The sequence below is a fragment of the Arenibacter flavimaris genome (assembly GCF_030291335.1).
Taxonomy (GTDB): domain Bacteria; phylum Bacteroidota; class Bacteroidia; order Flavobacteriales; family Flavobacteriaceae; genus Arenibacter.
This window is the reverse complement of record NZ_JASWIM010000003.1, coordinates 47,664-66,472: the sequence shown is the minus strand read 5'-3', so window position 1 is coordinate 66,472 and position 18,809 is coordinate 47,664. Positions and strand designations below refer to the sequence as shown.

Here is an 18,809-nt window from a genome sequence, read left to right as displayed (position 1 = left end):
TTAAAAAGAAAGAATGTTTGGAATCTATCATCAATTGAACGTAAAAAATTATGCTATTAGGTTAATCCTATGTCTGTCTCTGGGATTTGTGACTTTAATGGCAAATGGTCAGACCAAGAAATACGATATTGTTATTTATGGCGGAACTTCCGCAGGTGTAGCCGCTGCCCTGCAGAGTAGTAGAATGGGCAAGTCCGTAGTGCTTATAGAACCTACCAATCGTATAGGAGGTCTTACCACTGGGGGCCTTGGCCAGACAGATATTGGGAACAAGCAGGCCATTGGTGGGATTTCCAGGGAATTTTATGAGAACATCAAAAAATATTACGACAATCCCAAAAATTGGAAATGGGAGAGGAGATCGGAGTACAAGGATGGAGGTCAGACCCGTACCGAAGAGGGGGAACCGACCATGTGGACCTTTGAACCTTCGGCAGCTCTTGAAGTATATAGGGCCTTGATGGACAATGAGAAAATAAAAATGGTATACAACGAACGGTTGAACCGGGAAACGGGGGTCAAAAAAGTAGATGGCAAAATTGAGTCGATCACCATGGAAAGCGGCAAGACCTTTAAGGGGAAGGTGTATTTGGACACCACTTATGAAGGGGATCTTATGGCTTCTGCCGGGGTTTCCTATGCCGTGGGCAGGGAAAGCAACGAGCAATATGGGGAGACCTTGAACGGGGTACAGGCCAACAGCATAAATACCTCCTTGACTGGGCTTGTTTCAAAAAATGCCTTCAACCACAATTTTATTCCCGGGGTGGATCCCTATGTCATAAAAGGGGATCCTACAAGTGGCCTTTTACCAAATGTCAATGAAAAACCGGGTTTGGAGGGCGAAGGCGATAAAAAGATTCAGGCCTACTGCTTTAGGATGTGCCTGACCGATCATCCGGAAAACCGCATCCCCTTCCAAAAGCCAGCAAATTATGATGAGGTCAATTATGAACTGCTTTTTCGTAATTACGAGGCCAGAAAGGGTCCCATTAGGGAGATGTATGGCTATGGAAGTTCGTTATTGCCTTGGATAAACTCAAGTATGCCCAATAGAAAAACGGATACGAACAACAAGTTTGGCTTTTCTACCGATTATATCGGCAGGAACTATGACTATCCAGAGGCCTCCTATGCGGAACGTGAAAAGATCATAGAGGAGCATAGGAACTACCAGATGGGGCTTATGTGGACTCTGGCCAATCATCCAAGAATTCCGGAAGAAGTGCGTGAAGAAGCTTCCAGATGGGGTACTACCAAGGATGAATTTGAAAGGGCCGATGGGTGGCAGCAACAACTTTATGTACGGGAAGCCAGGAGGATGATCAGTGATTACGTGATGACCCAAAAAAATTGTGAGGCATTGGTAGTGGCCGAGGATGCCATAGGATTGGCCGCCTATGGTATGGATTCCCATAATGTACAGCGATATGTGGATGCCAATGGTTTTGTTCAAAATGAGGGCAATGTAGAGGCACATGGCTTTAAGCCCTATCCCATTAGCTACAGGTCCTTGGTGCCCAAAAAGGAAGAATGTACCAACCTAATTGTACCGGTCTGTGTAAGTTCCACACACATTGCCTTTGGATCTATCCGTATGGAGCCGGTATTTATGGTCCTGGGGCAATCGGCGGCTACAGCAGCAGCTCTGGCCATAGATGGCAATACCCATGTTCAGGATGTGCGCTATGCCAAACTAAAGGAGCAACTCCTTAAAGATGGTCAAAGAATAAAATAAGTTGTAATTTCCCACTAGACCCAGTTCAACAACCAAAAAAATGAAGCAAAAAAGACAGCCTTTTAATTTTACCCTTATCCTGGTATTTGTTGGAATGATTGGACTCACAGGGTGCAAACAGTCCGTAGAAAAGAGTAGCACGGTAGCTACGGCAGATATCATTATTTACGGTGGTACTTCCGCGGCTATTTCCGCGGCGGTGGAAGCAAAGCGGTCCGGGAAATCGGTTGTTGTGGTGTCGCCCGATACCCATTTGGGGGGACTGTCCTCGGGTGGGCTGGGCTTTACCGACACAGGGGATAAGAGTGTTATAGGTGGGCTGGCCAGGGAGTTCTACCATAGGGTCTGGCAACATTACAATACGGAAGAGGCCTGGGTCTGGCAAGAAAAAGAGGAATATGGCAATAAGGGTCAAGGTACCCCTGCCATGGACGGGGAGAACAGGACCATGTGGATCTTTGAACCACATGTGGCGGAAAAGGTATTTGAGGAGTTGGTACGGGAAGAACAGATCAGGGTAGATCGTGATGAATGGTTGGATAGGGAAAACGGGGTAAAGATGAAGGATGGAAACATAGTTTTAATTACCACCCTATCAGGAAAAACGTATTCAGGTAAAATGTTCTTGGACACTACCTATGAAGGGGATCTAATGGCCGCAGCAGGCGTTAGTTATCATGTGGGCAGGGAAGGCAGGGAAGTTTATGGGGAAGAATGGAATGGGGTGCAGACCGGGGTCTTGCACCATAAGCATTGGTTCCGATCGGACATTTCCCCTTATGTAGTTCCAGGAGACCCTAGCAGTGGTCTTTTGCCCAAGGTGTCAGGAGAGAATCCTGGTGAAAGGCACAGCGGTGATGATAAGATCCAAGCCTATTGTTTTAGAATGTGTATGACAGATCATCCTGAAAATAGGATTCCTTTTCCAAAACCAGAAGATTACGATTCCTTGAATTATGAACTCCTGGCCCGGGTCTTGGAAACGGGAAGAAAGGATTGGTTCGAAAAGTTTGATCCCATACCAAACCACAAAACCGATACCAATAACCACGGTCCTTTTAGTAGTGATAACATTGGTATGAATTACGACTATCCGGAGGCCACTTATGAAAGAAGAAATGAGATCATAAAGGAGCATGAAAATTATCAAAAGGGATTGCTCTGGTTTGTTGCCAATGACCCTAGGGTACCGGAAGATATACGGACCGAAATGCAAAAATGGGGTTTGGCCAAGGATGAATTTATAGATAATGACCACTGGCCACATCAGATATATGTAAGGGAGGCCAGGCGTATGGTCGGGGAGTTTGTCATGACAGAGAAGGAGCTTTTAAAGAAAAGTCCCACTCCCAATCCGATCGGTTTGGGATCTTATACCATGGATTCACATAATGTACAACGCTATGTAACACCTGAGGGCTTTGTACAGAATGAAGGGGATATAGGGGTGGGGACCAATGGTCCTTACACCATTTCTTATGGATCTTTGGTGCCAAAGAAGGAAGAATGTAAGAACCTCCTGGTGCCGGTTTGCGTTTCTTCGAGCCATATCGCCTTTGGCTCTATTAGAATGGAACCTGTATTTATGATTTTGGGTCAATCGGCTGCTGCTGCGGCCGTGTTGGCAATTGATGAAAATACTGCTGTTCAGGATGTTGATTACCATAAGCTTAAAGACGTTTTGCAGGCTAAGGGTCAAATTGTGGAATGATGTTGTCTTATATTTATGGTAGTATAAAATTATAATAGTAATTTCTCCAAATTAATGAAATAACAAAATGACTTATTCCAAATTATTTTTAAAGCATGCCTCTATATTCGCTATTGTAGGTCTTCTGACATTTCCTCTTGCTTCCCAAACCCCAAAAGGGGAAAAAGAGGGAGGAAAAATGTTGAATTATATTTTTGAAGGAGGAAAAGAAGGTTATCAGTGTTTTCGGATTCCTGCGGTGGTCACTACGGTAAAGGGTGCTATCTTGGCTTTTGCGGAGGGTAGGAAAAATGGCTGTAGCGATACCGGAAGTATCGATTTGGTAATGAAGCGGTCAACAGATGGAGGTGAAACTTGGGGTAAATTGGAAGTACTGTGGCACGATGAAGGAAATACCTGCGGAAACCCTTCACCTGTAGTAGATCGTACAACAGGGGATATTTTTTTATTGTCTACCTGGAATTTGGGAGAAGACCATGAATCGGAAATTATAGCCCAAAAGAGCAAGGACACTCGTAGGGTATTTGTGCTAAAATCTGAAAATGACGGTAAGAGTTGGAGTAGGCCTGTGGAAATCACTACCGATGTAAAACTACCCAATTGGACATGGTATGCTACAGGACCAGGGTCGGGTATTCAAATTCTTGGAGGCAAGTATAAGGATAGGTTGGTGATAGCCAGTGATCATATTGAGGCGGTAACCAAAAAGTATTATTCACATACCATTTTTTCCGATGATCACGGTGCTACCTGGGAGTTGGGAGGAAGTACTCCCCTTGATCAGGTAAACGAATGTGAGGTAGTGGAACTTTCCGATCACAGACTCCTGCTCAATATGCGTAATTATGATCGGCAGATGAGCAGCAGACAACTTGCCTATAGCGATGACGGAGGGGAATCGTGGAAGGATATGTACCATCATGAGTCTTTGATAGAACCAATTTGTCAGGCCAGTACCTTGCGATTTGATTTTATGGGTCAGGTTTATATCCTTTTCACCAATCCGGCCGATATTAAAAATAGAATAAATATGACGCTGAGGCTTAGTAGCGATGATGGAAAATCTTGGCCCATTGAAAAACAAATATTCCCAGGCCCTTCGGCTTATTCGGATTTAACAGCTAGGGATGGGGAAAGTCTTGGTATTTTGTACGAAGGTGGGCGGGACAGTGCCTATCAGGGAATCATATGGGAGACAGTAAATATAAGGGAACTCCTTGGGGAGTAATGCCCTTAAGACAGATCTATTGGAGAGCAAAGGTTGACGAAAAGTTGAAAAAGACGATAAAATAAAAAAGCCCTTGATAATCAAGGGCTTTTGAGGTGGTGCCTCCAGGAATCGAACCAGGGACACATGGATTTTCAGTCCATTGCTCTACCAACTGAGCTAAGGCACCAAACGCTGTAAGCGGGTGCAAATATAAATTCAAATTTAGGATATACAAACAAAAATGAAAAAAAAGGCTTTTGTTTTTTTAAGTTTTTTGATCTTTACAGTATGAACTTGATTGTAGATGTGGGTAATACCCTAATAAAAATGGCGGTTTTCGATAGTGATAAAATCATTTCCTATCGAAAAATTCCAATGGCAGATTTTGCAAAAAATGTGAAATCAATTTTTTCCGAGTACTTTCTCATACAAAATGCCATTGTTTCCAACGTAGGAGCAATTGGCCATGAGGAAATAGCCATGTTATGCGTCTTTTGTAAAGTTCATGTCCTTAGTTCCACCTCCAAAACCCCTTTTAAAAATTCCTATGCCACTCCCCAGACCTTAGGTGTAGACCGGATTGCCCTGGCTACAGCAGCCTTTTATCATAACCCTAAAGGAAACACCTTGGTCATAGATGCGGGCACTTGTGTTACCTATGATGTAGTTAACGACTACGGAGAATATTTGGGCGGAGCCATATCACCGGGAATAACCATGAGATACAAGGCCATGCACGAACAAACTTCCAAATTGCCTTTGTTGAAAAAAAAAGCCATTGTGGATTTTATTGGAAACACTACTGAAACAAGCATGCATAGTGGTGTAGTCAACGGTATTTGCAATGAAATTGATGGGGTTATTGATCAATATCGGGGTAGATTTGTCAATTTAACAGTTATTTTAACAGGAGGTGATGCTCAATTTTTGTCAAAACGATTAAAAAATACCATATTTGCGCATTCTAAATTTCTCCTGTTGGGGTTATACCATTTGTTAGAATACAACAAGCGCTAGATGATCAAAAATATTATTATTGCAATTTTATGCATAACTTCGGTAAGCATATATGCTCAGAATAGTACTGCTTCCCCTTATTCCTATTTTGGTGTTGGGGATTTAAGGGCTACAGGCACAGTGGAGAATCAAATGATGGGCGGGTTGAGTGTTTATACGGATAGTATTCACATTAGCCTTAATAACCCCGCTGCATATAGTAAGCTGAGGTTGACGACCTATACTGCAGGGATGTCCCGAAAAAATTACAGGTTTGAAAGTAATGATCTAAAGGAAAATGCCTCTATCTCAAATTTGGACTATTTGTCTTTAGGGTTTAATCTGGGCAAGGGCTTTGGTTTTGGCTTTGGTATTATGCCCTACTCATCCGTAGGGTACAATTTTCAATCCGAAAGAACTTCTTCCCAAGGATCGGTATTGGAATCGTTTAACGGTGAAGGAGGGTTAAACCGGGTGTATATCTCTGTTGGATATGAACTTTTCAAAAACCTAAGTATAGGAGTTACCAGTAATTTTAATTTTGGGAACCAGAATACCAATAGCTATCAGACTATTGAAGATGTGCAGTTAGGGTCTTTCAATAGGATAGAATCTAGAATAAAGGGCTTCGACTTTAATTTTGGAGCTAGTTTTACACCGACCATCGACGAAAAACATACTCTTTTTACCAGCCTTGTAATAAACACCCAGGCCAATTTGGTTTCCGAAAATACTAGGACCATAGGTTCCTTTTCCACTGTTAGTGGTAGGGATATTGAAGTTTTGGAAGTGGATTTGGAAGCGCAGGGTTTGGCGCGTACAGGGGTGCAGATCCCAACCACCGCCACATTGGGGTTAGGTTATGGCCAGGATAGAAAGTGGTTCTTGGGGGCCGAGTACAGTTTTCAGGGATTGAGCTCTTTTGAGAACGAGCTTTCGCCTTCCAGTAATTTGGAATACAAAAATGCCCAGACTTACCGGCTTGGAGGATATTATATCCCCGATTACACTTCATTTACAAGTTATTTGAAAAGGGTTACCTATAGGGCCGGAGCAAAGGCCTCCAAATCGGGAATAGTGGTAGATAATAAGGAGATTAATGATTTTGGCATAACTTTTGGAATAGGTTTACCACTGGGACGTAATCTTTCAAATATTAACCTTGGCTTTGAACTTGGAAAAAGAGGAACCAAATATGGGGACTTGGTTGAGGAAAATTATTTCAAAGTTAATGTGGGCCTATCATTAAACGATAAATGGTTCATACCGAGAAAAATTAATTAAAAATTATTACTTTAACCACCTTAAAAATAAACAGACAGATGAAAAAGAAACTCTACATCACAGCGATTGCCGCCATGGGATATGTGGGTTTAGGGCTTTCCCAAGCTCAAAATCCGGAGTGTATGACCAATCTTTCCATTTACACCGAACATGTGAAAGTTAAGAATTATGAGGCTGCCTATACACCATGGAAAATGGTATACGAAAATTGTCCTACCTTAAATTGGGCCAATATTTTATATGGGGAACGAATATTAAAGGATAGGTTAGGGAAATCTACCGGTGCAGATAAGACGGCCAATATCACGGCCTTAATAGAGTTATATGATAATAGGGCAAAATACTTCCCTGCCAAGACAGACCTTGCCGAGACCATTATAGATAAGGTTTTGTTGAAGTATGATGAAAAAATGATTACCGATGAGGAAATCTATACTCAACTAGACAAGGCTTTTACAGAGGATAAGGCCAATTTTAAAAACCCTAAGGCGCTATACTTATATTTCTCCAGCTTGGTAGATCTAAACAGTGCCGGTAAAAGGGATTTGGAGGAAGTTTTTGAGAAATATGACAATATTACCGAAAAAATTGAAGAAGAAAATGAAAAGCTTACAGAGGTTATAACCAAACTTCTTCCTAAAGAAGATGCGGGTACCTTGACTTCAAAAGAGAAAAAACAATTGAGCTCTTATAATAGTTATTCTGAAAGTTATGGTAAAATAGCTGAAAGTATTGATAGCAAATTGGGTGCTTTGGCCAATTGTGAAAACTTAATTCCTTTGTACAAAAAGAATTTTGAATCTAAAAAAGGAGATATAACCTGGATTAAGAGAGCTGTAGGAAGAATGTACAGTAAAGAGTGTACTGAAGATCCATTGTTCAAACAACTTTTTGAAGTGCAGTTGGCTTTGGAGCCATCAGCCAGTGCATATATGTATGGTGGGGCACTTAAGAATAATGCCGGTGATACCAGTGGGGCCATTGCAGATTTTAACAAGGCATTGGAGCTGGAAACCGATTCCAAGAAAAAATCCAACATCGCATATAAAATAGCTACTAGCTACAGAAGAGGTAGTAAGTCTACGGCTAGGAGTTATGCGCAAAAAGCAATAGATGCCAATCCTTCCAACGGTAAGGCTTATTTGTTGATTGCCAGTTTGTATGCCAGTAGTGCCAATGAATGTGGTAGTACCCCTTTCGAGAAAAGGGCTATCTACTGGAAGGCTGAAGATTTGGCCCGACAGGCAGGTCGTGTGGATCCGGCCCTAAGTGGCAGGGCAAGTCAGGCTGCTGCAAGTTACAGAGCCAAGGCACCGTCCAAAACGGATATATTTAACTCCGGTATGGCCGGTAAAACAGTAAGTTTCTCATGTTGGGTAGGTGGTAGTGTAAAAGTGCCCAACCTATAAGATGAAAAAAAGAAATTTATATAATTTAAGGAGCATTGCCATAGTTTTATCTATGGCAATGCTTTTTTTTTCCTGTGCCGATAATTATAAGAGAGTTGGGGACGAGGCAATTAAAAAGATATTTCCAAGTGCGGTTGCAGAGGACTTTACCCTAACTTATACGGAGACCGATGAGCTTGAAAAAAATGAAGGGGTAGTTGCCGCACATATTGTTGCCGTGTTAAAAAGCCCGGTCAGCAATGAGTTTGATAACCAGCCTTTTCCCTATACAACATTTCCCGAGGGACTTGTTTTGGAATTTTTTGACGAAAAAGGTGAAAAGAGTACGGTTACGGCAGATTATGGAATTATTTATTCCAGTACTAATTTAATAGATTTGCAAGGTAATGTGGTGATGGAATCCAGTGATGGTAAAAAACTGGAAGCACCACAATTATATTGGGATAGGGCCAATGATTGGATTTTTACCCAGCGGAAATTTAAATACACCAATCCAGAGGAAGGAACCATAATGGATGGCGAGGGAATGGACTTTAATAGGAATTTTACCTTTTTTAATGCCAATAAGACCTATGGATATATGAGTATAAAAGAAAAGAAGATAGAAAATGATTAAGATTTTAAGATATACGGAGTACCTTTATTTGGCTGTGGCCGTAGTTTCCATTTTTGAAATTTACGAACAGTGGAACATAGATAGGCACAGGGCTTATTTATTTGTTTTCTTTGCGATAGTTTCTATAGGGATGTTCATTTTTAAAAAAACCTACAGGAAAAGGTTCGAGGAGCGTCAAAAAAACAATAAACAATAATCTTGGAGGCATATAGTGTCATTATCATTGTTATTTCATTACTGTTTTCGGCCTTTTTCTCAGGAATGGAAATAGCCTTTATTTCTGCGAATAAAATTCATATAGAAATAGAAAAAAAACAGGAAGGCTTTATGCCTAAAGTGCTGACCCGCCTTACCAAAAAACCTTCCAAGTTTATTGCTACCATGCTTATTGGCAACAATATAGCCTTGGTGGTCTACGGACTTTTTATGGGAGACCTGCTTATGAACCTATTTGCAGGAATCGAGGCGGATCAAGGTGGATTCTTAAGTTTAATGCTTACGGATTTCAGCTTGGTGACCCAAACCGTTATCTCTACTTTGATTATTTTATTGACGGCCGAGTTTTTGCCCAAGGTGTTATTTCAGATTTATAGTAATACCATGCTGAGGATGTTGGCTATTCCCGCCTATATTTTTTATGTATTATTCTCTGTAATTTCGGATTTCGTTATTTGGATTTCCGATATAATTCTTAAAGTGCTCTTTAAAACAGATGGGGATGAGGTGCAATTGGCATTTAGTAAAATAGAATTGGGAGATTATATTACCGAACAAATGGAGGCTGTGGAGAAGGAAGATGAGGTGGATTCTGAAATACAGATTTTCCAAAATGCCTTGGAGTTTTCTGGAGTTAAGGCCAGGGAAGTAATGGTGCCAAGAACCGAGATTGCGGCAGTGGAACTTCATGAGACCCCTAAAAATTTGGCAAAACTTTTTACGGAAACAGGCTACTCCAAAATTCTTGTATTCAAGGATACCATAGACAACATTATTGGTTATGTGCATTCCTATGAGCTTTTTAAGAAACCCAAAACCATAAAAAGTATCCTGCTGCCAGTGGAGTTTGTGCCGGAAACAATGCTCATCAATGATATTCTTAATATTTTGACCAAAAAAAGGAAAAGCATCGCGGTGGTTCTGGATGAGTATGGCGGTACTTCTGGGGTAATGACGGTCGAGGATATCGTGGAGGTACTTTTCGGCGACATAGAGGATGAACATGATACCACTGATTTGTATGAGGAGCAGATAAATCAAAACTCCTATAAGTTTTCGGGGAGGTTGGAAGTGGATTATATTAATGAACAATACAAATTGGAGCTTCCGGAAAGTGATGAGTACGAAACCTTGGGGGGGTTGATCATTAATGAAACGGGCGAGATCCCAGAGAAAAACTCAGAGATTAAGGTTGGTAATTTTCTTTTTGCAGTGTTGGAGGTTTCAAGTAATAAAATAGATATGGTATCCTTGATGGTGCTTGATGATGAATAGGTATTTAAGGTTTTTTTAGTTTTTATTATTTCAAAAGAAAGTAGTAATTTCGCCTCCCGATAGTAACGGGATAAATATAAACAATTTACATAATGGCAATTTTAGAGAATATAAGGAAACGAACTACCGTTTTAATTTTAATTATTGGTTTGGCTTTGTTCGCATTCGTAATTTCAGGGGTGTTTAGCAGCAATGACATGGGTGGTGGAAAGGTTGGTTCTTCCGTAGCCGAGATCAATGGGGATGAAATTTCCATAGATCAATTTAGAAGGAATGTGGAGGCGTATTCTAGAATGGCCGGTCCTACTGCTTCTTCCATGCAATTGGTCAATCAAGTATGGGATAGGGAAGTGAGAAATACCATTCTTGACCAACAATTTGAGGAGTTGGGTATTAATATTGAACAGGATCAGATAATAAATTATATTAAGACCATTCCTTCCTATGTTCAAAATCCCGAATTTCATAATGCCAGCGGTGTTTTCGATGAAAACAAGTTTAGGGAATCCGTAGCCGATTGGAAGGCAAACAATCCAGGTCGCTACGCTTTGTGGTTACAGGATGAACAGGCCATTATACAGAATGCCAAGGAACAGACTTATTTTAACCTTATAAAAGCAGGTGTTGGTTCCACCCTGAAAGAAGGGGAATTGGATTATAAGTTGGCCAATGATAAAGTGGATATTAAGTATGTGCGCGTACCTTTTACCTCCATTCCGGATTCATCCATAGCGGTTACCAAGAAAGAGATAGAAGCGTATATCAATGATCACAAAAAGGATTATAAACAAGACAAGGCCAGAGATCTTGAATTTGTCTATTTCGAGGAAAAAGCTTCTTTGGAAGATGAAAATGCTGTAAAGGAGGAAATTACAAAACTTTTGGAGGACCGCGTTGAGTACAATGCTCAAAAGGATACCAACGATACCATTAAAGGTTTCAGGAATACTACGGATATGGTTGCCTTTTTGGACAGAAATTCGGATCTAAAATACGATACCATTTATAAGGCAAAGAAAGATTTACCTGCTAAATTTGCTGATACACTTATGTCCTTGGAAAAGGGAAGTATGTTCGGTACTTATCGCGATGGGGATTACTTTAAGGTTTCCAAAATGATGGATAGAAAGGCAAATGGTACAGTAAAATCAAGTCATATCCTAATTTCTTATGCAGGCGCCCAACGTGCCAATCCGGAGGTTACCCGCACCAAAGAGGAAGCGGAGAAAAAGGCTAAGGAACTCTATAAAGAAATTAAAGATGAATCTGCCGTTTTTACAGAATTGGCAAGGGACAATTCCGACGGATCTTCTGCGCCTCAAGGTGGGGATATAGGTTACTTTCAAGAGGGCCAATTGACTAAAGAATATGACAATTTTATTTTTAATAATGCAGTTGGCACAATTGATTTGATAGAAACTGATTTTGGCTTTCATATCATTAGAATAGACGACAAACAGGATATTGTTAGAATAGCTACTTTGGCGAGGGAAATAGAGCCGTCCGAAGAAACTATCAATACTTTGTTCACCGAGGCTACCAAATTTGAAATGGAAACTATCTCGGATAAGGATTTTGCCGTTGCTGCCAAGGAAAGTAATTTTGTGGTAAGGCCGGTAAATAAAATTAAGGAAATGGATGAAAACCTACCGGGACTTTCGGCACAACGTGCCATTGTTCAATGGGCTTTTAACGATGACACCAAATTGGGCGAGGTTAAAAGGTTCAATATAAACAACGGATATGCCGTTGTGAGGTTGACTGCAAAGTATGCTGAAGGACTTATGAGCGTGGAAGACGCTTCGGCTTTGGTACTTCCAAAAATACGAAAGGAAAAAAAGGCGGCACAAATCATAGAAGCCAATAAAGGTAAATCTATGGAAGATTTCGCTAAGGATAATAATGTTATAGCTTCTACGGCTTCTGCCTTGACCATGAAGTCACCTATTATTCCAGGTGCAGGTTCGGAGGCTTTTGTAGTGGGTACTGCCTTTGCTATGGAGCAAGGGGCAACCTCTGGTTTAATTAAAGGAGATAGTGGCGTATATATGTTGACGGTCACCAAAAAAGAAGAAGCTGCCAAATTGGATAACTACAGTACCTATGCCAATAATTTACAGGCCAGTGCTGCCGGCAGAGTAAACTTCGCCGTTTACAATGCCTTAAAGGAGTCGTCCACAATAGAGGATAAAAGAGCAACATTTTATTAGTGGAACGTAAGTTCCTTATAAAACAACAAAGCCTCCCAAACGGGAGGCTTTGTTGTTTTTGGAATTTCGGTTTTATCCCTACGAACGTAGTTTGGCTATTTTACCATTTTGGAATAAGGAATAACTGTGGCATATCCCTTTTCCTTAAAATAATCCGGAGTGGTCTTGTTGCCCGTTGCCAATATAAAATCTCCTCCCCAGGCCCCTAGACTTTTTATTGCCCCCTTAAAGTCAGAAAACAATCGTTCTTTAACTGTGGGCGTTCCTAGGATCTCGCTTAAAATTGATTCATGTTTTTTAATAAGCTTATCAAATTGGGACAGCCGCGTACAGGTCAATATTCGTTGGGTGATACTATTAATTTGAGATATGGCGGAAAAGGCGTTGAATTCTTTGTTCCGATACTGCGCAATGCCGTCCCTACTGTTTTGTTTTTGATTTAGGTATACAAAGTAAAGGTCGCTTTTAAATGTAGGGTTGAAGGATGCTGAATGTACAATTGGTCTGCTGTTCTTTAATTGGTAAATAATAGGTGAGTTGTTTTGAGCACAGGCAATGTCGTACCCGCTGCCCGAAAAAGCGTTCCACAGAAGCACATAGGCATCTATTTGGGCCCATTGGGCAATGTTGTTGATCAAGGTAGACGATGACCCTAAACCCCATTCCCTTGGAAAGTTCAGCGCCGTGGTAATTTCATAGCCTTGGGAAGTGCTCAAAAAACTAGGGTTCAATTTTCTTGCTTCCAAGAGAATTTTTTTGAGGGTAACCGAAATAGCCAATGCCTCCTCGGAAACTGTGTTTTTGGTAACTGGGTCAAAGTCCTCCAATTCATAATCACTTTCAAACCAGGGTTTTCCTTTATCGTCCAAACTTTTCCATGTCAGCAACCTATCCTGGGTCTCTTTTACAGAAAGTGATTGTCCGTAAAGGGTAGGTACCGCTAAACTTTGGGCACCATCCAAGACCAGATACTCTGCGGTAATCAATAGTTTTCCGTTACTGTAATATTGTTTTGTCATCTTTTGTTTCTCAGCTCTTCAAAGGCTTCCACTACCGCGCTATGGGAGGCTGTATGCCTTTTAAAATAGTCTACCAAGCTTAATTTCTCATCTTCCGTTGCGCCCAATTGATTCAATATATTCAATAAATGCATTTTCATATGCCCTTGTTGTATACCCGTGGTTACCAAAGAGCGTACCGCACCAAAGTTTTGGGCGAGTCCGGCAACGGCTATAATTTGCATTAGTTCTTTTGCGCTAGGATTTTGTAAAATTTCCAAGGCAAGTTTTACCAATGGATGCAATCTGGTTAGGCCACCCACCGTTCCTAGGGCCATGGGAATTTCTATCCAGAATCTAAATATTCCGTTTTCTATACTGGCGTGTGTAAGACTGGTATAGCGCCCATCTTTGGAAGCATAGGCATGTGCTCCTGCTTCTACTGCCCTAAAATCGTTTCCTGTAGCCAAAACTACGGCATCAATTCCATTCATGATCCCTTTGTTATGGGTTACGGCCCTGTAGGGCTCCACTTTGGCAATATTAACGGCACGGACCATTTTTTTCGCAAAATCTTCTGTGGTAATTCCATGGTGGCCTTTTAAGTCGGAAACTGGACAACTAACCTCTGCCCGTACCACACAATTGGGGATATAGTTGGAAAGAATGCTCATGACTATTTCGATATCCTTCTCGCCATCGGAAAAGGGACCATATTGTTGTGCTTCCTCCTTTAGGCATTGAGCGAACCCTTCCAAACAGGAGTTTATGAAATTTGCCCCCATGGCATCCAAGGTTTCAAAAGTGCAATGTAATTGGAAATAGTTATCCAGTTCGGATGTTTTATCCCGTAATTCAATATTCTTGATTCCACCGCCTCGTTTTTCCATGTTTTTAACAATGGGAGCAACACTGCTGATCAATCTTGGCCTTACATGCTTGAAAAATTTGGTAAGTTTTTCTATATCGCCCTGGTACATAAAATGTACTTGACCTACTTTTTCCGTTCCCAGAACGGTAGTCTTAAAGCCCCCACGGGTCTGCCAAAACTTGGCTGCCTTACTGGCTGCTGCAACAACGGAACTTTCCTCAATGGCCATGGGGATGGCGTAAAGCTTATTGTTTATGAGAAAATTGGGGGCAATGCCCAGTGGTAAATAAAAGTTGGTGATGGTATTTTCAATAAATTCATCATGTAAATTCTGTAATTTATCATCCTCGTTCCAATATTGTTTTAGAACGGCAATTGTTTCTTTGGGATGTTGGGTATAATGTTGGGCAATCCAGTTAATTTTGTCCTCTTTGGTCAGCTTGGAAAATCCTTCTATAGGTTTGGTCATTAGGCTTGCGATTTCTTTGTGTAAAGATAGTAATATGGCGTCAATCCACTATACATCTTAAAATAGGTTTCAAAAGGTTAAAAAATGTTATTTTTTTACTGGTAAGTCATTTTCTTTGTGGATTTTTTAGTAAACTTGAAGATTTGAATAAATTTTTGAAAATACTGAAATTATTATTGATGTATTTCAGTAATAATAAATCCAATAAACCTTTGTTTTTGTGAGAAAACCCCCCTTACTATTGCCAATAGTATTTTTTTTGTGTCATTTTTCAGTGCTGATGGCTCAAAACAAACAGCTGTCCCTGCAGGAAATTTATGATGGTACTTTTAGTGTAAAGGGTTTGGATAGATTGCGGTCCTTGAAAAATGGGAAACAATACACCATTTTAAATGTGGATAAGGCAACAGCCACCTCGTCTATAGAAATATATGATTACAAAACCCAAAAAAAGCGTGAAACAATAGTTTCATCCTCAAGTTCGGTACCATATTTTATGTCCTACGAATTTAGTGAAGATGAATCCAAATTATTGTTGGCCACGGCCATTGAGCCTATCTTCAGACGATCTACTTTAGGGATTTACTATGTATACGACCTCAAAACCAAAGATATCTCCGCTGTATCAAGTTCCAAAATCCAGGAACCGTCCTTTTCTCCTGATGGAAGCAAGCTTGCCTATGTAAAGAACAATAATATCTATGTTTGGGATATAGCCACCGATAGTACCACCCAACTTACTAGGGATGGGGTAAAAAATAGGATTATCAATGGGATAACGGATTGGGTCTACGAGGAGGAGTTTGCCTTTGTAAGGGCTTTTGAGTGGAATGCCGATGGTTCTAAATTGGCATTCATAAAATTTGATGAATCCAAAGTCCCGGAATTTTCAATGGACGTTTACGGTTCCGAACTTTACCAGTCCCAAACTGTGTTCAAGTATCCAAAGGCCGGGGAAAATAATTCAGAAGTCTCCCTACATATTGTGGATATGGACACTTACCAAATTACCCGTGCTGATTTAGACGATCCGTATTATATAGCTAGAATTCAATGGACGAAGGATCCCCATTTTCTTAGCGTCCAGGTTTTGAACCGTCACCAGAATCAATTAAGGCTATTTACGGTAAGTACAATAAATAATACCAGCAGTCTTTTGTTGGAAGAAACCGATGATGCTTATGTCACTGTTACGGACGATCTAACATTTTTGGCCGATGACAGCTTTGTTTGGACGAGTGAGAAGGATGGGTATAAGCACATTTACCTGTATGATGCAGTGGGCAATTTAAAAAATCAGGTTACCCAAGGTCCATGGGAGGTGACCAAGTTTTATGGTTACGACCCAAAGAAAGATCTAATTTATTATCAATCCACGGAAAATGGATCAATGAATCGGGATGTGTATAGCGTGGGTAGCGATGGAGGGGGTAAAAGGCGTCTGACCACCAAATTGGGATGGAATGTCGCCGATTTTAGCGCCGATTTCACCTATTTCATCAATACCTACTCCAGTGCTGCCAATCCCCCTGAATATGCGTTACATAATTCTATGAACGGAAAAAAAATTAAGGATATTTTATTTAATCGGCAGCTAATTTCTAAATTGGAGAATTATAGTATAAATCCAAAAGAATTTTCTACCATTGCCATTAATGGCAATGACTTGAATATGTGGATGATAAAACCTAAAGATTTTGATGTAACCAAAAAATACCCATTATTTATGACCCAATACAGTGGGCCGGGGTCGCAACAGGTGTCCAATAGTTGGCTGAACACCAACGATTATTGGTATCAAATGTTGGCCAATGAAGGGTATATTGTGGTTTGTGTAGATGGCAGGGGAACGGGATATAAAGGATCGGCCTTTAAAAAGGTAACCTATTTGGAACTGGGAAAATATGAGGTAGAAGACCAAATAGCAGCAGCTAAAAAATTAAGTGAACTGCCTTATATCGATGAATCAAGGACGGGAATTTGGGGTTGGAGTTATGGTGGATTTATGTCTACCAATTGTTTGTTAAAAGGAAATGATACCTTTGAAATGGCCATTGCAGTGGCACCGGTAACCTCATGGAGGTTCTATGATTCCATTTATACAGAGCGTTTTATGCGCACGCCCCAGGAAAACCCCAGTGGTTATGATGAAAATTCCCCTTTTAATTATCCAGAGCTTTTAAAGGGTAAGTATTTATTGGTTCATGGTACAGCAGATGACAACGTACATCTGCAAAATTCAATGCGGATGGTAACGGCATTGGTACAGGCCAATAAGCAGTTTGATTGGGCCATATATCCCGATAAAAATCACAGTATAAAAGGTGGTAACACCCGCCTGCACCTGTACACGAAAATGACCAATTTTATAAAAGAAAATCTATAATTCATATCTCTTATCTTATGCAGACAACGGTTAAACAAGCACATCAAAAGGAATTATTCGGCCATCCGGTTGGACTTTACATCTTATTCTTTACTGAAATGTGGGAACGATTCTCCTATTATGGGATGCGGGCAATTTTGGTATTATATTTAATTACGGAGACAACGAATAGGAACCCAGGTTTGGGTTGGACCAATATAGAGGCTCTTTCACTTTATGGTTGGTACACTATGTCGGTCTTTGTGGCGTCTATTCCAGGGGGCATTATTGCGGATAGAATACTGGGACAAAAGAAGGCGGTAATTGTAGGTGCGGTGCTATTGGTGATAGGTCACAGTGTATTGGCCATTGAACAGATGTGGGCCTTTTATACGGGACTTGGTTTTATTGTAGCCGGTGTGGGTATGCTAAAGCCGAACATATCTACCATGGTGGGCGGACTTTATCCTAAAGGTGATATTAGAAGGGATAAGGGGTTTACCATATTTTATATCGGTATAAATATAGGTGCATTCCTTTCCAGTTTAATTGTTGGTTATGTAGGAGAGGTGTATGGTTGGCATTATGGATTCGGATTGGCCGGTATTTGTATGCTTTTGGGACTAATACAGTTTGTTCTTGGCCAGAAATACCTGGTGGGTGTGGGCGACTTTCTTGGGAAATCTGCCAATGTGGAAGATCAAGAGGCTTTAACGAGACCACTTAATAAAACAGAAAAGGACAGGGTAATTGTTTTGATCCTCTCTTTCTTAATGGTAATCGTATTTTTTGGAGCGTTTGAACAAGCAGGTGGATTAATGAATATCTATGCTTCGGAGAAAACCAATAGAATGTTGATGGGTTGGGAGGTGCCTGCTTCATGGTTCCAATCTCTTAACGCCTTCTTTATTATTGTGTTAGGAGCCCTGGTGGCCAATTTCTGGGCGGGTCGTAAATTGAAGGGAAAGGAAGCGTCTTCCCTTTTTAAAATGATCGTTGGACTGATTATTATGGGCACTGGATTTTTATTTATGACGGCGGCAACTGCCCAGTTTGAAAGTTCTGGATCTTCTGCCATGTATTGGTTGGTGCTGGCGTATTTGTTCCATACTGTGGGCGAGTTGAGCCTGTCTCCAGTTTCGCTGTCGTTTGTAACCAAATTGGCTCCTGCCAAATATGCTTCCTTGATGATGGGCCTATATTTTGCAACAACAGGTTTTGGAAATAAATTGGCGGGATTGCTGGGAGAATCCGCTTCACATCTTGGAGAGTATACGGTATTTACAGGAATTGCCATTTTCTGTATTCTTTTCGGATTGCTTATTAGGGTTTTCTTGAAAAAATTGAAGGCATTGACACATGGTGCAGAAGATAATGAGAAGAGAATTGTACACGAATAACATAAATCGCCAAATTGTATTTTGATCTTTTGGGTTTTTGA

General features: G+C 40.7%; 14 protein-coding genes and 1 tRNA gene. 12 read left to right on the top strand and 3 right to left on the bottom strand.

Going from position 1 to position 18,809, the window contains the following annotated elements:
* Window positions 1–13: 13 nt before the first annotated feature.
* The 3 genes from QSE00_RS03615 (at window position 14) to QSE00_RS03605 (ending at window position 4,677) form a co-directional block, all read left to right on the top strand.
* Complete coding sequence (locus QSE00_RS03615; protein WP_286104889.1) at window positions 14–1,738, top strand: FAD-dependent oxidoreductase; 1,725 nt, start codon at window positions 14–16, stop codon at window positions 1,736–1,738.
* 40 nt (window positions 1,739–1,778) lie between these two features.
* Window positions 1,779–3,449, top strand: a complete 1,671-nt coding sequence (locus QSE00_RS03610) for an FAD-dependent oxidoreductase (protein WP_286104888.1) — start codon at window positions 1,779–1,781, stop codon at window positions 3,447–3,449.
* 67 nt (window positions 3,450–3,516) lie between these two features.
* Window positions 3,517–4,677, top strand: coding sequence for a sialidase family protein (locus tag QSE00_RS03605; protein WP_286104887.1), 1,161 nt, complete (start codon window positions 3,517–3,519; stop codon window positions 4,675–4,677).
* 96 nt (window positions 4,678–4,773) lie between these two features.
* Here QSE00_RS03605 and QSE00_RS03600 read toward each other — a convergent pair.
* Window positions 4,774–4,846: transfer RNA gene (locus QSE00_RS03600), tRNA-Phe, on the bottom strand.
* A gap of 101 nt (window positions 4,847–4,947) precedes the next feature.
* Between QSE00_RS03600 and QSE00_RS03595 the strand changes: the two genes are divergently transcribed.
* The 7 genes from QSE00_RS03595 to QSE00_RS03565 all read left to right on the top strand — a co-directional run bounded on the left by QSE00_RS03595 (window position 4,948) and on the right by QSE00_RS03565 (window position 12,665).
* Complete coding sequence (locus QSE00_RS03595; protein ID WP_110354632.1) at window positions 4,948–5,676, top strand: type III pantothenate kinase; 729 nt, start codon at window positions 4,948–4,950, stop codon at window positions 5,674–5,676.
* The gene (locus QSE00_RS03590) at window positions 5,677–6,939 is read left to right on the top strand and encodes a hypothetical protein (RefSeq protein WP_110354633.1); all 1,263 of its coding nucleotides are present in this window, start codon (window positions 5,677–5,679) and stop codon (window positions 6,937–6,939) included.
* 38 nt (window positions 6,940–6,977) lie between these two features.
* On the top strand, window positions 6,978–8,348 hold the full coding sequence (locus QSE00_RS03585; protein ID WP_110354634.1) for a tetratricopeptide repeat protein: 1,371 nt from the start codon (window positions 6,978–6,980) through the stop codon (window positions 8,346–8,348).
* Window position 8,349: 1 nt separating this feature from the next.
* Window positions 8,350–8,964, top strand: a complete 615-nt coding sequence (lptC, locus tag QSE00_RS03580; RefSeq protein ID WP_110354635.1) for an LPS export ABC transporter periplasmic protein LptC — start codon at window positions 8,350–8,352, stop codon at window positions 8,962–8,964.
* Window positions 8,957–9,160, top strand: a complete 204-nt coding sequence (locus QSE00_RS03575; protein WP_286104886.1) for a hypothetical protein — start codon at window positions 8,957–8,959, stop codon at window positions 9,158–9,160. The genes lptC and QSE00_RS03575 overlap by 8 nt, the downstream gene beginning before the upstream one ends.
* A 2-nt stretch (window positions 9,161–9,162) precedes the next feature.
* On the top strand, window positions 9,163–10,455 hold the full coding sequence (locus QSE00_RS03570; protein WP_286104885.1) for a hemolysin family protein: 1,293 nt from the start codon (window positions 9,163–9,165) through the stop codon (window positions 10,453–10,455).
* Between the two features lie 92 nt (window positions 10,456–10,547).
* Window positions 10,548–12,665, top strand: a complete 2,118-nt coding sequence (locus tag QSE00_RS03565) for a peptidylprolyl isomerase (RefSeq protein WP_286104883.1) — start codon at window positions 10,548–10,550, stop codon at window positions 12,663–12,665.
* 95 nt (window positions 12,666–12,760) lie between these two features.
* Here QSE00_RS03565 and QSE00_RS03560 read toward each other — a convergent pair whose 3' ends face one another.
* Window positions 12,761–13,684: a GYDIA family GHMP kinase gene (locus QSE00_RS03560; RefSeq protein WP_286104882.1), complete on the bottom strand. Its 924-nt coding sequence runs from the start codon at window positions 13,682–13,684 to the stop codon at window positions 12,761–12,763.
* Complete coding sequence (locus tag QSE00_RS03555; RefSeq protein ID WP_110354640.1) at window positions 13,681–15,003, bottom strand: hydroxymethylglutaryl-CoA reductase, degradative; 1,323 nt, start codon at window positions 15,001–15,003, stop codon at window positions 13,681–13,683. The genes QSE00_RS03560 and QSE00_RS03555 overlap by 4 nt, the downstream gene beginning before the upstream one ends.
* Before the next feature lie 280 nt (window positions 15,004–15,283).
* Here QSE00_RS03555 and QSE00_RS03550 point away from each other — a divergent pair, with 280 nt between their 5' ends.
* Together QSE00_RS03550 and QSE00_RS03545 are read left to right on the top strand one after the other, a co-directional pair.
* Window positions 15,284–17,389 carry a S9 family peptidase gene (locus tag QSE00_RS03550; RefSeq protein ID WP_286104881.1) on the top strand — a complete coding sequence of 702 codons (2,106 nt, stop codon included), beginning with the start codon at window positions 15,284–15,286 and terminating at the stop codon, window positions 17,387–17,389.
* A gap of 17 nt (window positions 17,390–17,406) precedes the next feature.
* Window positions 17,407–18,768, top strand: coding sequence for a peptide MFS transporter (locus QSE00_RS03545; protein ID WP_110354642.1), 1,362 nt, complete (start codon window positions 17,407–17,409; stop codon window positions 18,766–18,768).
* Window positions 18,769–18,809 lie beyond the last annotated feature (41 nt).

What these genes read in the sequence shown, in the direction of transcription:
- QSE00_RS03615 (WP_286104889.1), top strand. Translation starts at nt 14, where the DNA reads ATGTTTGGAATCTATCATCAATTGAACGTAAAAAATTATGCTATTAGG.
- QSE00_RS03610 (WP_286104888.1), top strand. Translation starts at nt 1,779, where the DNA reads ATGAAGCAAAAAAGACAGCCTTTTAATTTTACCCTTATCCTGGTATTT.
- QSE00_RS03605 (WP_286104887.1), top strand. Translation starts at nt 3,517, where the DNA reads ATGACTTATTCCAAATTATTTTTAAAGCATGCCTCTATATTCGCTATT.
- QSE00_RS03595 (WP_110354632.1), top strand. Translation starts at nt 4,948, where the DNA reads ATGAACTTGATTGTAGATGTGGGTAATACCCTAATAAAAATGGCGGTT.
- QSE00_RS03590 (WP_110354633.1), top strand. Translation starts at nt 5,677, where the DNA reads ATGATCAAAAATATTATTATTGCAATTTTATGCATAACTTCGGTAAGC.
- QSE00_RS03585 (WP_110354634.1), top strand. Translation starts at nt 6,978, where the DNA reads ATGAAAAAGAAACTCTACATCACAGCGATTGCCGCCATGGGATATGTG.
- lptC (WP_110354635.1), top strand. Translation starts at nt 8,350, where the DNA reads ATGAAAAAAAGAAATTTATATAATTTAAGGAGCATTGCCATAGTTTTA.
- QSE00_RS03575 (WP_286104886.1), top strand. Translation starts at nt 8,957, where the DNA reads ATGATTAAGATTTTAAGATATACGGAGTACCTTTATTTGGCTGTGGCC.
- QSE00_RS03565 (WP_286104883.1), top strand. Translation starts at nt 10,548, where the DNA reads ATGGCAATTTTAGAGAATATAAGGAAACGAACTACCGTTTTAATTTTA.
- QSE00_RS03560 (WP_286104882.1), bottom strand. Translation starts at nt 13,684, where the DNA reads ATGACAAAACAATATTACAGTAACGGAAAACTATTGATTACCGCAGAG.
- QSE00_RS03555 (WP_110354640.1), bottom strand. Translation starts at nt 15,003, where the DNA reads ATGACCAAACCTATAGAAGGATTTTCCAAGCTGACCAAAGAGGACAAA.
- QSE00_RS03550 (WP_286104881.1), top strand. Translation starts at nt 15,284, where the DNA reads ATGGCTCAAAACAAACAGCTGTCCCTGCAGGAAATTTATGATGGTACT.
- QSE00_RS03545 (WP_110354642.1), top strand. Translation starts at nt 17,407, where the DNA reads ATGCAGACAACGGTTAAACAAGCACATCAAAAGGAATTATTCGGCCAT.